The organism is Pseudoalteromonas sp. 2CM28B, assembly GCF_023161935.1.
Map to the genome: position 1 here is coordinate 14,620 of NZ_JALNTH010000032.1, position 16,160 is coordinate 30,779.

15 protein-coding genes and 2 tRNA genes are annotated in these 16,160 nt (G+C 39.4%); 8 read left to right on the top strand and 9 right to left on the bottom strand.

Translation table 11 applies throughout. The features are described 5' to 3' along the window. Window positions 1-61 precede the first annotated feature (61 nt). Together MTN96_RS28170 and MTN96_RS28175 are read left to right on the top strand one after the other, a co-directional pair. Window positions 62-1,231: a monodechloroaminopyrrolnitrin synthase PrnB family protein gene (locus tag MTN96_RS28170; protein WP_069438749.1), complete on the top strand. Its 1,170-nt coding sequence runs from the start codon at window positions 62-64 to the stop codon at window positions 1,229-1,231. A gap of 1 nt (window position 1,232) precedes the next feature. After that, window positions 1,233-2,357 (top strand): aminotransferase class V-fold PLP-dependent enzyme, encoded by a 1,125-nt coding sequence (locus tag MTN96_RS28175; protein ID WP_069438750.1) that lies wholly within the window; start codon window positions 1,233-1,235, stop codon window positions 2,355-2,357. Here the strand turns inward: MTN96_RS28175 and MTN96_RS28180 are convergent. The 3 genes from MTN96_RS28180 to MTN96_RS28190 form a co-directional block, all read right to left on the bottom strand. After that, window positions 2,341-2,829: an RNA-binding protein gene (locus tag MTN96_RS28180; protein ID WP_069438751.1), complete on the bottom strand. Its 489-nt coding sequence runs from the start codon at window positions 2,827-2,829 to the stop codon at window positions 2,341-2,343. The two genes, MTN96_RS28175 and MTN96_RS28180, sit on opposite strands and share 17 nt — an antisense overlap. 542 nt (window positions 2,830-3,371) lie before the next feature. After that, window positions 3,372-3,464 (bottom strand) — tRNA-Ser (locus MTN96_RS28185). Window positions 3,465-3,517: 53 nt separating this feature from the next. Next, window positions 3,518-3,608, bottom strand: a tRNA-Ser gene (locus MTN96_RS28190). A 101-nt stretch (window positions 3,609-3,709) separates the two neighbouring features. Here MTN96_RS28190 and MTN96_RS28195 point away from each other — a divergent pair. Further along, on the top strand, window positions 3,710-3,886 hold the full coding sequence (locus tag MTN96_RS28195; RefSeq protein ID WP_248533569.1) for a hypothetical protein: 177 nt from the start codon (window positions 3,710-3,712) through the stop codon (window positions 3,884-3,886). Window positions 3,887-4,734: 848 nt separating this feature from the next. On the opposite strand, the gene MTN96_RS28200 is transcribed toward MTN96_RS28195, so the two are convergent. Continuing rightward, a complete protein-coding gene (locus MTN96_RS28200) occupies window positions 4,735-5,529 on the bottom strand; it encodes a YggN family protein (protein WP_069438778.1) in 795 nt (264 codons plus the stop codon). A gap of 387 nt (window positions 5,530-5,916) precedes the next feature. On the opposite strand from MTN96_RS28200, the gene MTN96_RS28205 reads away from it, so the two are divergent. Beyond that, window positions 5,917-6,102 carry a PA3496 family putative envelope integrity protein gene (locus MTN96_RS28205; RefSeq protein WP_008108975.1) on the top strand — a complete coding sequence of 62 codons (186 nt, stop codon included), beginning with the start codon at window positions 5,917-5,919 and terminating at the stop codon, window positions 6,100-6,102. Window positions 6,103-6,220: 118 nt separating this feature from the next. On the opposite strand, the gene MTN96_RS28210 is transcribed toward MTN96_RS28205, so the two are convergent. From MTN96_RS28210 to MTN96_RS28220, 3 genes are all read right to left on the bottom strand, one after another. After that, window positions 6,221-6,712, bottom strand: coding sequence for a glutathione peroxidase (locus MTN96_RS28210; RefSeq protein WP_069438752.1), 492 nt, complete (start codon window positions 6,710-6,712; stop codon window positions 6,221-6,223). Between the two features lie 93 nt (window positions 6,713-6,805). Then, a complete protein-coding gene (locus MTN96_RS28215) occupies window positions 6,806-7,105 on the bottom strand; it encodes an AzlD domain-containing protein (RefSeq protein ID WP_016900234.1) in 300 nt (99 codons plus the stop codon). Beyond that, complete coding sequence (locus tag MTN96_RS28220) at window positions 7,102-7,806, bottom strand: AzlC family ABC transporter permease (RefSeq protein ID WP_036980794.1); 705 nt, start codon at window positions 7,804-7,806, stop codon at window positions 7,102-7,104. The genes MTN96_RS28215 and MTN96_RS28220 overlap by 4 nt, the downstream gene beginning before the upstream one ends. A 105-nt stretch (window positions 7,807-7,911) precedes the next feature. On the opposite strand from MTN96_RS28220, the gene MTN96_RS28225 reads away from it, so the two are divergent. Further along, window positions 7,912-8,568 (top strand): cytochrome b/b6 domain-containing protein, encoded by a 657-nt coding sequence (locus tag MTN96_RS28225; protein WP_036980795.1) that lies wholly within the window; start codon window positions 7,912-7,914, stop codon window positions 8,566-8,568. 51 nt (window positions 8,569-8,619) lie between these two features. Here MTN96_RS28225 and MTN96_RS28230 read toward each other — a convergent pair whose 3' ends face one another. Together MTN96_RS28230 and MTN96_RS28235 are read right to left on the bottom strand one after the other, a co-directional pair. Next, the gene (locus MTN96_RS28230) at window positions 8,620-9,072 is read right to left on the bottom strand and encodes a cytochrome c (protein ID WP_013463699.1); all 453 of its coding nucleotides are present in this window, start codon (window positions 9,070-9,072) and stop codon (window positions 8,620-8,622) included. Between the two features lie 78 nt (window positions 9,073-9,150). Continuing rightward, on the bottom strand, window positions 9,151-9,621 hold the full coding sequence (locus MTN96_RS28235) for a DUF2721 domain-containing protein (protein WP_008108981.1): 471 nt from the start codon (window positions 9,619-9,621) through the stop codon (window positions 9,151-9,153). A gap of 233 nt (window positions 9,622-9,854) precedes the next feature. On the opposite strand from MTN96_RS28235, the gene MTN96_RS28240 reads away from it, so the two are divergent. From MTN96_RS28240 to MTN96_RS28250, 3 genes are all read left to right on the top strand, one after another. Continuing rightward, window positions 9,855-13,322, top strand: coding sequence for a S8 family serine peptidase (locus MTN96_RS28240; protein ID WP_069438753.1), 3,468 nt, complete (start codon window positions 9,855-9,857; stop codon window positions 13,320-13,322). A gap of 129 nt (window positions 13,323-13,451) precedes the next feature. Then, on the top strand, window positions 13,452-15,623 hold the full coding sequence (locus tag MTN96_RS28245; RefSeq protein ID WP_069438754.1) for a S9 family peptidase: 2,172 nt from the start codon (window positions 13,452-13,454) through the stop codon (window positions 15,621-15,623). Window positions 15,624-15,782: 159 nt separating this feature from the next. Beyond that, entirely contained in the window at window positions 15,783-16,148 is a 366-nt protein-coding gene (locus MTN96_RS28250; protein ID WP_010392586.1) for a DUF4870 domain-containing protein, read from the top strand. Window positions 16,149-16,160 lie beyond the last annotated feature (12 nt).

Sequence of the window (16,160 nt, forward strand, 5' to 3'; positions counted from 1 at the left end):
TGACGTTTTACTCTCAGGGGTTTTTGTTAGCATTAAGACATAATAATAACAGGATGTAGTCATGAGTTCTTACACAGCTAAATTTGATAATTGGATTAGGTCTGAGTTTGTTGCCCTAAACTCTCAATTAGAGGAGTTGTATTGGCAGCAAGCAGATAAGGCTAATGTTGAGGGGGTTGGTGATAGCTTAAAGCTGGCACTAAAAGATCAAGGTAACGCGTTGATCAGCGATTTATTGGCCGAAGGCAATACCGACGAAGGATTTGATAGCGCATTCGATTTGCTTGGTAATGTTGGTTTGTTTATGGCCGCTTGTCGCAGGCATGAGATCACAGAGCCGAGCAGAGAAACAACCTCACCATTAGTTGAAGCATCGGCGCTTGCTATGCATATTGGTGCTTCTATTGGAGTAACCCCTCGTTTTGCTACTGCGCATCTAACTACGCATAATAAAGCCATTAATGGCACCTATAAGCGTTTTACAAACCTTGATGATGAAGCCCTTTTTTTAGATTACAACACCCAAGGTATTTTAGCGTATAAACGTGCGAGTGATGCTTTATTAAAAATACTGCCATTAGGCATTTCACACCCTGTCACGGCTGAACTACTTGAGGTGGTTAAAACGGCATTAATGGATGTAATAGCGTCGAATAACGCCTTATACACTCAGCTAGACACCGAACGTTTTTTTAATTGTGTACGCCCATATTACAAGCCTTACAGGGTAGGTAAAGAGGTTTACCGTGGTGCAAATGCGGGAGACTTTGCCGGTATTAATGTTATTGATATGCTGCTAGGGCTTTGCAGTGCCAATGAGCCGAGTTACTCGCAAATGCTGGTGGATAAATTTTTATATATGATGCCAGAGGATCAACAAATACTTCGTGAAGCCATGCGTATGCAAAGCCTAATGGATGATTTTTTAGAGGCCGAACAATATAAAAATACAAAGTGGTTTCAAAAGCACGGCAAACTATTTATTCAAGTGTGTAAATTACATGGCGACACCGCTATCGGTCATCATAATCAGTTGGTGGAAAAGTTTATTGCTCAGCCATCACAGCACATGCAACAACAGCATATGAGTAAAGTCACTGCCAGTGGACCTCCTCTACCGGTACTGCTTGATTCATTAGCTAAGTTAAGAGATAGGCGTGCCGCGGCAAAGCGTGACGACATAAATACGCGCTTTGATGATTTAAACACGCTAAAACTGTGGATTAATTAATATGGCTAAAAATGATTTTTGTATGCCACAGGGTTGTTATTTACTAAGCCACTCTGTTGGCCGCCCATTAAAAACGAGCTTAGAAAATGCCACTGAACATTTTTTTACTCCTTGGCAAGAAAGTGTAAAAGAACCATGGCAACAGTGGTTACCCGCCATTGAAAGATTTACTGAGGCATTAGGGCAGTTGTTTAATGCGCCTAGTGAGCAATTTTGTCCTCAGGTTAATTTATCCAGTGGTTTAACTAAATTGGTTATGTCACACCCCGTATTTAATAAACCACAGTGTACGGTATTAATGGCGCAGGCTGACTTTCCCAGTATGGGGTTTGTAATGCAAAAAGCATTGCCTGAATGTGCAAAAATACGCTACATCCCTGAGCATGAAGACTTGAGTGATAGACAGGTATGGCAGCGATATTTAACTCCAGAGATTGATGGTGTGTTTGTCAGCCATGTTTATTCTAATACGGGTGTACAAGCTCCCATAAACGATATTGTGGCGCTGAGTAAAGTCACGAATACACTCTCAATAATTGATGTGGCGCAATCGGCAGGGGTTATTCCTATAGACCTAACGGCGTTAAATGCTGACTTTATGATTGGTTCAAGTGTGAAGTGGCTATGCGGAGGGCCAGGAGCTGCTTATTTATGGGTAAATCCAAAGCAAATAACACAATGTGAACCAAAAGATGTTGGCTGGTTTTCACATCAAAACCCATTCGAGTTTGATATTGCGCATTTTCAATATAACGCTAAAACACTAAGGTTTTGGGGCGGTACGCCCTCGGTACTTCCTTATATTATTGCCGCTCATAGTATTGAATATATTGTTGAATTTGGCGTTGAACAAGTGAGATCGCACAACTTGGTGTTACTTGAGTTAATTCAGCAGCAATTGGGCGCTTTTTTAATGTCACCTAGCGCTAAAGAGCAATGTAGTGGCACCGCTATTTTGCAGTTTTCTGAGCATCAGCAAAGTGTATTAACGGCATTAGAGGCTGCAAAAATAAGTGTTGATGTGCGTAAACTCGGCATCCGTGTTTCACCTCACATATATAATACAAAGTCAGAGATACAAACATTTATTGATGTTGTGAAGCACATACTTAAGGTTGCTGACTAAGCTGCTGTTTTTTTTGAGTGAGTGCTTCTATTTGTTGTTGTGCTTGCTTGATTTGTGGGTCAAATCGCTGCTTAAGTGCCGCCGTTTCAGTGGCAATGGCATTCGCAATTGAGCTGGCCCCTAAGCGATTTGCTTTATCTTGGGTCATGTAATCGATTTGCTGTTTTTTTTGTGCGTATTCTTGTTGGTATTGTTTAATCTTAAGCTCAAGCTGCACAATATCACGCTCTATTTGTTGCACCGCTAGATAATCGTCAACAGAAGTATCGGCAACTGGTGTGTTCTCAGATTGTGGCGTATTTGTTTGCATGATGTTGACGTTTCTAAGCGTGATCACTTGAGCGTCTTCAGCGCAAGGAGTTTGACTAAAAGTAGGCACTCCTTTAATGGTGCATTTATAAACCGTCACTTCATTTGCCATGCTAACAGCACAGGCACCCAAACAATACAGTAGTAATATTAGCTTCGCCATGGTTAAACCTAAGCTGGTTTAAAATACCATTTATAATGCACTAAGTTGTGACACCATACAATTTGTTTAATTTATTAGCATACGCTTGCGACTGCGTTATAAAAAGTGCAAATTAATAGAGGCTATTAAAATTTAGGCACAAAAAACCACAATTAAGTGGCTTGTAATCAGTAATGGTGGAGAGGGAGGGATAGACTTGCTTACAGCCCTGTAATCAATCGCTACGCGACGCTTGCAGCGGCCTAAACTGTTCCAGACACTTTATCGAACCCAGTCGAGGGCTCTCACCCTCCCAATTAGCAGCAAAGCTTATTTTTGGGCACAAAAAAACCACAATTAAGTGGCTTATATTCAGTAATGGTGGAGAGGGAGGGATAGACTTGCTTACATCCATGTAATCAATCGCTACGCGACGCTTGCAGCGGCCTAAACTGTTCCAGACACTTTATCGAACCCAGTCGAGGGCTCTCACCCTCCCAATTAGCAGCAAAGCTTATTTTTGGGCACAAAAAAACCACAATTAAGTGGCTTATATTCAGTAATGGTGGAGAGGGAGGGATTCGAACCCTCGATAGAGCTACAAACTCTATACTCCCTTAGCAGGGGAGCTCCTTCGGCCACTCGGACACCTCTCCGACGCATTATTTAGCGTGTTATCAATCGGAAAAAACCAATTAATACAAATAAGTGGTGGAGAGATAGGGATTTGAACCCTAGAGGGGCTATAAACCCCTGCCGGTTTTCAAGACCGGTGCATTCGACCACTCTGCCATCTCTCCACGTCGTGATGCAGGATAATACTTAGGTGAGTTGCCTGTGTAAATAGCAAAAAGATCGTTTGCTTAAAAAGTGAGCGTAAATGAGGTTTTTTTTGTAAATTATGAAAATTAAAGATGATTTTAGCTATGAGGAGGGAGCTGGCAGCAAACAGATGGAGCTAAAGAAGAAACTTCATTTAGTGGTTGGGTGTTTGCTGCAACAATACAAAAATCATGGTTGGGTGACTATTTGTATTGAATTGCACCGCCAAGTGCTAATTTTTTTCCGTAACGGTTAAGTTTAGCTAACATTCTCGCTTTGCGATTAGTTGGTTTAACTGCAACGTGAGTTGTGGCTGTTTGGTTTAATGTATTAATTGGGTTCATTGTATTCGCTCCAAGGTTGTGTCTGTTGAAAACGTGTGCATTTTGCCCGTGGGTTGGTTAAAAATAAAGCGATAAAAATTGCTGGTGAAGTATTAGTTTTTTTAATCTGAAAATGTTTTTTTTGATTTGCTATTTAATGGCGTTTGTTTTGATATTTGTATATTTATTCATTATGTTTGTGTGCTATATCACTTTTGTATGGGGTTTTTTTCAGTTTTTTTTATTTTAATATGTTTATAAATAGATTATTTTGAATAGTTATTCAGATTAAATTATTTTGTATTGTTGGGGTGGGTTTTACTTCGTTCAAAGATTTAACATGCTATTTATAGGTGGTTAATTATTTATCCGAGAAGAGCATTAAAATAAACGATAAAAAAGAGTGTTGCTAGGCTTTTAAATTATAAAAAAAGTGCCTAGGTTACTAGGTACTTTGGAGCTGGTTGCGTTTTAAAACGCGTCTAACTGGGGATCGCACCGCCTCAGAATTTAAAACTTAAAAAGGGGTGGTTTTAATATGTTGCAATTTGGGCTTACAATCATCAGCTCGAACGGCATTCTATGTGATCTAGAGCGAAGTGAAGATTATACTTTGGTTTGTATTTTACTATGAAGCCACAAAATGCCTCTGCACAGCAAGAGCAAATCCACTCAACAGTCTATTATTTGAGTTAAATGGAACTGGTGGGGTAAAAACGCAAAATGCGGCATAGCTTAAAAGCAAATGCCGCAAAGGGAGATTAATTAAAATGCTGAGCAGTTAGTGCTGTTTTATAGTAAATAACTCATAGCCTTTTAATGCAGGCACTTGCGCAGCAAGTTGAGTTTCTTGTTGTGCGATTTCAATAAAGTCACCACACAGTGTATTTGCACGCTGTTCAAGTTTTTTTGCATGGAGCTCTACTTTTTCTTCTATTTGTGCGCCCATATTTTCCATGCGCTCTTCAAAGGCTTGCATATCGCCACCTGAACCCATTAGCTCAGAGCCTAATGCTACTAAAATACTGCCCATTGATTGCATTACGGCCGACTCAACGGCAGTTTCTATTTGTTGTTCAAACTGCTGTTCAAAGTTTTCACCAAACTGAGTGAAGCTTTGCTGGCCCATGACAAATGTACCTTGTTGGTAAAAGGTACCCTCTACTTCTTGTTGAATATCGTCCATCAAGGTTGCAATGTTATCGAGGCCATCAATATTAAATGCATTGGCGACTTCTTCTAATGCAACACCTGCAATTTTAACCCCTTCAAGGGCAATATTGGCCACTTCAGGTAATTGCACGCGTAAATTATCTGTGTAGTTGGTCAGTGCTTGGCGCTGTGCACTATTTAATGCTACTTGCTCGCCATTGATAGACAGCTCACCTTCAGCGGTAAATAGCATGCGCTGATTATTGGCTTTAAAAATTTCTAACTCATTAGGTTTGATGCGCACATCGTTATTAAATACAACGTTACATTCGTCGTTACTAAATGAAATTGAAGAGCTGTTATCGTTATGAGCCATGGCGACGGGGGCGCACATAATTGCGCTAACTAATAATAATTCTTTCATGTTTATTCTCTGTTTTTTGCTGATGATAATTAACTTATAACAAGTTTGGTGCCAATAGTTTTTAGTGTTTAAAAACAGTGATTTGTGATTTTTAAGGTGCTTTGAAGTTGAAAGTAAAGTCATTGAAAAAGCTAAAATTTGGTCAAAATAACCAACAATTAAATGCTAATAAATAAAATTTATCGATACGATAAAAAACTCTCACTTTCCACAATTCAAATTTAGCGCTATTTATTCACAATACTGACACAGAGACTATTTAGGATAGCGATGTGGCTTTATTTTGACGGAAATTTGTACAATAAATTTGCGTTGAACATTTTAATTTCACCAATTATCGCGATACAAGAATCCGTAATTGGTCTCAAACACTTTATGGAGTGGGTTGTGGGTAAGACATTTAGTTACGATGCGCTAGATGATGATTTTGTTGAAGACGAATACGAAATGGTCGGGCGTAATCAACACGACAAGAAAAAGCAAAAGGTGAAAAGAAAGTTAGAGGATTACCTTGAGCAAAAACGCTTGCGTAAAAACCTAGGTGAAGATGACTTAAACGATTATATTGATTAGGTTGTCGCTAGTACAAATCAGTGCCGACATATTAGCTTTTAACTGCTACTTAGGTAGTATTTAAAGCTCTGTGGGTTGGTAATAAAGAGGCTTTATGCCTCTTTATAATTTTTAAGCCTCAAACTTTAGCTGCGAGCAATGCTTTTTCAATTACTTTTTCTAGTTTTTCAGGTTTAGTAAAGGGCGCGTAGCGCTTAATAGGTGAGCCATCTGAATTAATCAAAAATTTTGTGAAATTCCACTTAATTTTTCGTGTTAACAACCCCGGTAATACAGATTTTAAATAGCGAAAAACCGGATGTGTATGCTGACCATTAACGTTCACTTTTTCTGCGATTAAAAAACTAACTCCGTAATTGATTAAGCAACCTTGCGCTATTTGATTCGCGTCTCCGGGTTCTTGCTGGCCAAATTGGTTACACGGGAAACCTACAATGACTAAACCTTGGCAGGCATACTTTTCGTGTAATGCTTGCAATGACTTATATTGATAAGTGAATCCACACTCACTTGCAGTATTTACTATTAACACAACTTTACCTACAAACTCTTGAAAATCGATAGGTTGGCCTTGCAGGCTAGTTGCACTTAGTTGATGAAATGGGTGCATATTATTAAGCTATTATTTGTTTATTTGGCATAGTCTAACCTTTGCTTGGTGATTAACAAAGTCGAAATAGTGAACACTGCTATGGCGTTACTGTTAATTTAAAATCAAAAATAACCCCATACCAGCAAGTGTGGTTAGGTAAATATTATGTGTTTTGTAAGCAACTATAATGGCTACAATCGCTGCGCTTAAATAAGGATTTTGCCAATTTAGATTAATGCCACCATCATTTATAAATACGATAGGCACCCAAATCGCTGTTAGAACCGCAGGTGCACTGAAGCTCAAAAACTGCTGCATTTTAGGCCCTACTTTAAATGGTAGCGCGCGATGTAAGAATAAATAACGAGTAAAAAAGGTAATACATGCCATAAGTAAAATAGTCGTCATCATGATTTAGTGTCCTTATTTTTTACTATTCTAGTTACAGCGTAACCTGCACTCATCGCGAGTAGTGCTGAGCATACCAACCACAGCTCAAAGCCTGTGCTTTTTAATAAAGTGGCACAGATCCCTGCAACAATGACAGTGATAAGTGTGGCTAAATTTTTAACTCCTGGGATAACCAAAGCAATAAAGGTTGCAGCAATCGCAAAGTCGAGTCCTAAATTGGTGAGATCAGGGAGTATAGTACCGGCTACAATACCGAACAGTGTCCAAATATTCCAAGCAATGTAAAAGCTAAAGCCTGCGCTGAGTGCGTAAATTAGGCGCGTTTTAGTCTGGTAGGCGCGAGGATGATGCGAAAAAGCAAATAGTTCATCGGTTAATACAAAGCTGACTGGAAGGCGCCAACGCATAGGTTGCTCAATCACTTTGTGACGAACCGCCAAGCCATATAAAAAATGACGAGAGCTAATAATAAATGTGGTAAATAAAATGGTTAACAGAGGGGTATTACCAGCCATTAACTCAATAGCAACCAGTTGAGCCGAGCCAGCAAATACCAATAGCGACATAGCTTGAGTTTCAAAAGGAGTAAAGCCATTTTGTATTGCCAACGAGCCACATAAAATACCCCAAGGAATAACGGCTAAACATAATGGCAGCATATCTAAAAAGCCTTTTAGTATCGGTTTTTTAATGGACTGCATGTGTTTTACTCTGTGTAATAGTAGAAAGACTCATCGGGATACCTTAAGATTAAGATGCTAAAATAGTTAGCGTTTTAGATGATACTGTTTTTTAGGGAAGGTGCAATGTTCAAGGTAAAAGTGTGGGATGGCTTTTTAAGAAGCTTTCATTGGTTATTAGTATTGAGTATTGCTGCGCTTTATTTTAGTGCTGAAGAGGGCATGATAGAGCTACATTTTGTGGTTGGCTTTTTTACTTTAGCGCTTATTTCAACGCGGATTATATGGGGTCTCATAGGCAGTAAAACGGCAAGAATATCGGCATTACTGCATTCTCCTAAATCGGTGCTTGCTTCTTTTAGTGGCAAAAAAACAAATGATGTGGGCCATTCTGCACCAGGCAGTTATATGGTGTTATTATTTTTTATACTGATTATTACGCAGCTGGTTAGTGGTTTAATGAGCAGTGATGGTATTTTAACTGATGGCCCGTTAGCGCAGTATGTATCGAGTGATACGATTGATTTCGCTAACTGGCTGCATCATATCAATTTTGATATTTTATTTTATGCGATTATTTTGCATATTGTGGCTATTATTGCTTATAAAATAAAAGGCAAGCCTTTAGTAAAAGCTATGATCACCGGTAATAAAGCACTGGCAACACAAAGCTCAGAGCCTGAGACAAAGTCACCATGGATTGCATGGGTTTTATTTTTACTATTACTAGTTTTAATTATGAGTACTTGGGGAAGTGAACCTTTAAGTTATCTGCTTAGTTAAAAAAATGGCGCTAATACAGCGCCATTTTTATTGTTTAATACACAGTGTTTATTAGTCTTTGAATTGCTTATGGCAATCTTTACAGCCTTTAGCCCATGCACCAAATGCTTTACCAATGACCGCTTTGTCACCTGTTTGAGCTGCTACAGCAAGTTCATCAGCATATTGCTGAAACGCTGTCGCTTTTTTCATAAAAGTATCGTTTTCAGACCATACCGCAGGAAGTGCTGATGTATCGCCTTTTTCAGTGCCTGCGTAAAATGCCTCCCAAGGCATTTTAGATAATGCCGCCGCGTTATTTGCACGCTGTTTGAATTGCTCTGCATCAAAAGGAATTTTACCCTTAAGCATAGCACCCATATCGCCTATTTGAACTGAAATCATAGAAAATGCAGCTTGGCGATACTCAATTGCATCACTAGGCTCTTTAAACGCAGAATTTGCAGATACACTAAGTGCACATGTAGATAGTAATGCCCCGATAAATACTTGCTTCAATTTCACTTTACTCTACTCCTTTGACGGTTATTTGATTGTATTTGTATATTAGCTAATGCTTTAATTCAAGTTAAAGCAATGCCTTTAGTCGTTTATATCAATATCAGCAAATATCATTCCTCGACGCATACTGCGGGTTGCTAAAAATACCTCGCCAAGTAATGACATAAATGCACATATTAGCAATGCCATTGCACCAACAAAACAACTACCAATAGTGACGCCTAAATTAATCGATTGTATGTGCGATAAAAATAACAGCATAACCACAGCACAGACTAATAATGCACTTAATACACTTAAACTAAAGGCAATATGTATGCAGCGGGAGCGCTTAAGAAGCGCCCTTAGTTCTGTAGTTAGAGACAAGTTAAATTCTTCATCGGTGCTAACTTTTAATTTTCGCTCTAACTGCCTGGCTCTGTCTGTAATACGTGCCAAACGGTTGGATAGCACCCCAAGTGTTGCCGCAATACCTGTAATTAAAAAAACAGGGGCAACGGCTGTTTGAATGACTTTGGCCATAGTTAAAATATTAATTACATCGTTGTTCATTTATCTCTCAATTTAAATCTTTTTGTTTACAATTTTTTACAAACTGAATGTGTTTTATTTTCCTTTTAAATCAATATTTTATTGTGATTTTTCAAGGTGGTTGTTTTTTTGTGTAACTTTAATGTAGCAATGCTGTTGCAGGCGCAAAGGCTGACGCTTTATATTCGTAGTTATCAATCAATGGAATTGAAACTAGTAAATACAATAATACATAAACTATCCTAGGGGAAACGATGTCTAATAATATAATTAAAAGAACAGCAATCGCGACAGCTGTATCGGGTGCATTTGTGGCAACATTTGCCAATGCTGCGACTTTGCCAAATACTACAATGACTAACAAGCAAGTAGAGCAAATAAAAGAATTGGCAGCTGATAAAAAAGCGCCTTCAGCCCACATGATTGTTTTAAAAGCAAAAACCTCAGTTGATGCAGTTGCTGCTGGAACCTACCAAGTATCATCTAACCGTGAAGTAACGGCTCAGGTTGAGCAGCTACAGGACATAATGGCGCTTGAGCTTAGCAGCCTAGATTTTAATGCTAAGGTAATTGGCAAAACTAAAATTTTAGCGCCAACGTTAATTGTTCAAGCAACCCCTGAAGCGTTAGCAAAAATTGCAAAAGATGATCGTGTTGCTAAAGTTTTACCAATGTTCGATCGTGAGTTACATGTTGCAGCCAGTTCAGAATATATTAATGCCAAGCCGTTAATTACTGATGGTATTGCAAGTGGTAAAGGTCAGCGTGTTGCTGTACTTGATACGGGTATCGATTACACTCATGCTGCTTTCGGTGGCGCAGGCACTGTTGAAGCTTACCTAGCCGCACAGGCAGATCCAACATCAGTTGCATGGCCACAAGGCATTGTACAAGGTGGTTACGACTTTATACGTGATGATGCCGACCCTATTGAAAATGATGCCGCTAACTCGCCATCAACGGGTGATCCAACTAATCACGGTACATCTTCTGCAAACTCTGTAAATGGTATTGCGCCTGACGTTGAACTTTACGCTTACTCAGTATGTGGCGGCGGTTGTCCTGGCGATGCACAAGCGGCTGCTCTAGAAGCTGCAATGGATCCTAACGGTGATGGCGATATTTCAGACCGTGTTGATGTAATGAATATGTCTCTTGGTGGTGAATTTGGTGACACTTACACGGGTGGTGGTACACAGTACTTAGTTCAACGTGCAGTTGATTTAGGTGTGAATATGGTTATTTCTGCTGGTAACGATGGTGATAATCCGTTCCGTGTTGGTGGTCCAAGTACTACACCTAACGCACTATCTGTTGGCGCTATGACTCACCCAACAACTGAAATCGGTGTGGCATCAGGTACTGTTGCTGGCGTTGAAGGTAATATCCAGGCATCAGGTTTTGGTCCTCAAGAAGATTTTGCTATTTCAGGTGCAGATATTGAATTAGTTTATCCTGATACAAACCAGGATGGTTGTACTGAATTTGCTGCAGATGTTGACTTTACAGGCAAAGCAGTATTAATCGACCGTGGTGCATGTGCCTTTACGCAAAAAGTATTGAATGCACAAGCAAATGGTGCCGAGTTTGTAATGATCGCGAATAATACCGACGATGGTACCCCAGCACCTATGGGTGGTTCTGATGCGGACGTAACTATTAAAAACGTAGGTATTAATTTTGCTGCAGGCGCTGCTTTAAAAGCACAATTAGCAGCTGGCGGCCCTGCAACATTTGATATTAGCGTTGAAATTAAAACAACGGCAGGTGCGGTTGCAACATTCTCATCTCGTGGTCCTTCTATGGATGGGTTATTAAAACCAGAAATTACAGCGCCAGGTACGAGCATTGATGTAGCAGCAGCAGGCACGCAAACAGGCACAAACCCTGTTTCAGGCACATCTTTCTCTGGCCCAATTACAGCAGGCGCTGTTGCAATGATCCGTGAAGCGCATCCTGAGCGTAATGCGTTTGAGATTAAAGCAACAATCATGAATGCAGCAAACTTAAACGTAACAAATGAGCCTCTAGCTATTAATCCTGATTCAGAGCTTGCGCCAATTAGTATGATAGGTGCTGGTTTAGTTGATGTGACTAAGGCGGCTAACTTGCCAGTTGCTGCATGGGTCCATAATAGTGAGTTTGACACAAAACAAGCTGCACTATCTTATGGTTTAGTAAGTTTAGCGGAAACAGGTTCAATTACTAAAACAGTGACAGTTAAGAACTTCTCTGCAGATGCAAAAACTTATAATCTTCGCACAGAAGCGCGCTACCAAAATGATATTGATACGGGCGCAGTTAGTTGGGATTTCCCTGAATCTATAACAGTACCGGCAGGTCAAGCGATTAACTTTGATATTACAATGACGGTTGATCCAAGTAAATTACCTGCATGGGAATTAGAAAATCCATTCAGTGAAGAGGATATTGCAGCAAGAAGTGCTGCATTAACATCAGTAGAGTTTGATGGTGCGTTAGTATTTGATGATGCATCTACAGATGGCGATCACGATTTACATGTTGTTTATCATGCAATGCCAAAAGCTGCGACTCAGTTGAGCTACTCACCTGAAATTGTTAACAATGAAATGGCATTGGTTATTGAAAATACAGGTCAAACTGAAATTTCTCCACAAGCTGAAAGTATTGTTGCAATGGGGACAGAAAAATCAGTTGAAGATGCTGAATTTAATATCCTGTCTACTACATTCTCTGCATTCAATGCAGATTTCTGTGATTCAGGAATTTATATTACGTCATCAATACAACTACGAGATCCGTTAACTCATACTTTCCAAGCGGGTTATAGAATTGAAATAGATACCAACAATGACGGTGTATCTGATCAGTTCATGCAAAACTTAAATGACCGTGGTCGCACAACTGCATTCCCAGGTCGTAGCCGCACATTAATTGGTACAACTGATGGCGCTGGTAATGATGCATGGCAATGGGGTACGCCGCTTTTCCATGCTGCAGGTGAAGACACAGTTACTTTCTCAGGTTGTTCAGAGTTAATGAATATTGATGCTTCGCTTCTTGGTGAGCAAATGAACTTCAAAGTATCGGTAGGCTACCCTAGTTACCAAACTGGTGTTTACAGTGAAACAGACAGCGTAACAGGTTCAACAGTATTTGGCGTACAACCAGCAGTTGAAATGACCTCTTATGAGACAGGTGAAGCAATTTCTTCACTTAAACCTGGTGAGAAAGCGGTTGTTTCTGCAAGCGGCCCGTTTGCATTATCGCAAGGTTCAGGTACTAACATTATTAAAGTAATGGCAGCTGAAGACCTAGAGTTACCAGACGTTGAAGCTCCAATGCTGGTTGGTGGTGAGTTTAGTGTTTCTGAAGATGCAGCTGATGGAACTGTAGTAGGTGCGCTTACTATTGAAGAATCAGACTTAGACTTAGCTATTTCAGAGTACTATGTTCAATCTAATACAAACCTTGGTCTTGCTGTTGATGCAGAAGGTCAAATTGTGGTTGCAGATACCACTTTATTAGCGGGTGATACATCTGCAGAAATGGAAGTTGTTGCGATTGATGTTCGTGGTAATGTGTCAGAGCCTGCAATGGTAACAATAACCGTTACTAAAGTAGTACCACCTGTAGTTGTTACTCCAGAGCCTACTAAGAAAAGCTCTTCAGGTTCGTTAGCTTGGTTAACATTACTTGTAGCGCCGTTTGCCTTTATGCGTCGTCGTAAGCAAAAGTAGTGTATTAACTTAAATGTTATTTAAAGGGAGCTTCGGCTCCCTTTTTACATAGCTTCACAAACTAAATCTCCGTGTTATTAAATATTAGGTATATTTAATAAAAATAAAAACTTACAGAGATTCCAATCAATGAAACATACCCCATTTGTTCTTACTTTTATTTCCTTAGCTATTTTAGGGGGATGCAACAAAGCTCCTGACGTTGAGCAATCAGCAAAAATTGAAAACGCAGCTACTCAAATCGCAGTAATGCCGCCGGTTGCTAAAAAAGTACCATATGAAATGTCTATTCATGGCGACACGCGTATCGATAATTATTATTGGATGCGTGATGATGAGCGAAAAGATCCTGAGGTAATTAGTTACCTTGAGGCTGAAAATGCTTATACAGATACAATGCTTGCGCATACAAAAACGTTACAAACTAAGTTATTTGAAGAGCTGAAAGGGCGAATTCAAAAAGACGATGATTCAGTGCCAGTTAAAAACGGTGACTATTATTATTCATCACAAACTCGCGGTGATAACGAATACGCAACTTATGTACGTAGTAGTGATTTTGCAGGCACTGACCAGCAGGTTATTTTAGATGTAAACGAGCTAGCTAAGGAACATGATTATTATGCCGTAAGTGGTTTAGATGTAAGTCCAAACGGCAATTTAATGGCATATGGTGAAGATACCGTAAGTCGTCGTATTTATAATATAAAAATAAAAGACTTAAGCACTGGTAAATTACTCGAAGATACGCTTAAAGGTACGAATGGCAGTGTTGTTTGGGCAAACGACAACAAAACGCTTTATTACATAAAAAAAGATTTACAAACTTTACTAGGTTACCAAGTTTATCGTCATACGCTCGGTACACCACAAAGCGATGATGAGCTGGTTTATGAAGAAACAGATACCAGTTATTACATGGGTATTAGCAAAAGCAAAGACGATTCAGAAATTTATATTTGGCACAGCAGTACAACTGCGTCAGGTGTATCGGTTTTAAGTGCTGATGATGTTAAGGCTATGCCAAAACGCTTGATTGAACGTGAAGCGGATCTGGAGTATGGAATTTCTAAGCTGGGTAATACTTACTACATTGTCACTAATTTAAATGCGGTTAACTTTCAGCTTATGAAAGTTGATATTGATAAAGCCGGTGATAAAGCAAATTGGCAAAGTGTGATCCCTGCCCGCGATAATATAAAATTAGAAGGCATCGACTTATTTAACGACTACTTAGTGTATCAGCAGCGTGAAATGGGTCAGTCGACTATTATTGCTCGTAACTTAACCACGGGTAAAGAGATACCGCTTAGTTTTAACGACAGTGCTTATACAATTAGCACCTACGGTAACAATGATTTAAATAGCGATACATTACGTGTGTATTATACCAGTATGACAACACCCGCTTCATCGTATGATGTTAATTTAGCTACTGGCAATAAAACATTACTTAAACAACAAAAAGTACTCGGTGATTTTAGTGCAGATAATTACGCATCAGAGCGAATTTTTGTCACTGCACGAGATGGTATTAAAGTACCGGTAAGCCTAGTCTATCGCAAAGACATGTTTAAAAAAGAGGGGACTAATCCGCTGCTACAATATGGTTATGGCTCGTATGGCGCGACCATGGATCCTACCTTTTCTAGCGCTCGCTTAAGTTTGCTCGATCGGGGTTTTGTATTTGCCATTGCGCATATTCGTGGTTCACAAATGCTAGGTCGCCCTTGGTATGAGGACGGTAAACTACTGACTAAAAAGAACACCTTTAACGACTTTGTAGATGTTACCAAGGCATTGGTTGAGCAAAAGTATGGTGCAAAAGATAAAATATTTGCTCAAGGTGGCAGTGCGGGTGGCTTGTTAATGGGGGCTGTGGCAAACCAAGCTCCTGAGTTGTATAAAGGTATGGTGGCAGCAGTTCCATTTGTTGATGTAGTGACCACGATGCTTGATGCAAGTATTCCACTTACAACCAACGAATACGGTGAGTGGGGTAACCCTAACGAGAAAGAATACTATGAGTATATGTTATCGTATTCACCTTATGATCAGGTCAGTAAGCAAGATTACCCAAATATGTTAGTTACTACTGGCTTACATGATTCACAGGTACAATATTTTGAGCCTGCAAAGTGGGTGGCTAAGCTGCGAGATTACAAAACAGATGATAATAAGCTACTGTTTAAAATCGATATGGAAGCAGGGCACGGAGGTGCATCAGGTCGCTTCAAACGCTTAGAAGATACTGCCTTAAATTATGCTTTTATGCTTGATTTAGCAGGTGTGAATAAGTAACTGGTCTGGCAATATCAATAAGCGCAGCTATTTGCTGCGCTTTTTTATTTTTAAATATACACAAATGCTTTGCATTGGATAAATAAGCATTTACATTAAGGTGGCTAATGAGTGTGAATATCATTTTAGCGCAAAATAAAAACGAGAAGGGAGAGTGTAATGGAACAAAATCAAGAGATTAAAGTCGTCAATAAAGATGACCGCACCTGGGCAATGCTATGTCATTTAAGTGCATTAGCGGGGTTTATTGTGCCATTTGGGTCGGTACTCGGCCCTCTTATTATCTGGTTAATTAAAAAAGATGAAATGCCAATTGTTGATATACATGGAAAAAAAGCCCTTAATTTTCAAATTACTATGGCTATAGCTTATTTTGTTTGTTTTTTACTAATTTTTGCAGCGGTTGGTTTACTACTGTTACCTATGGTGGCTATTTTTTCATTTGTGATGGTGGTTATCGCAAGCGTGAAAGCCAACGATGGCAAAGAGTTTAATTATCCCCTTAGCTTAAATTTGATAAAATAACTGTTTTTATTA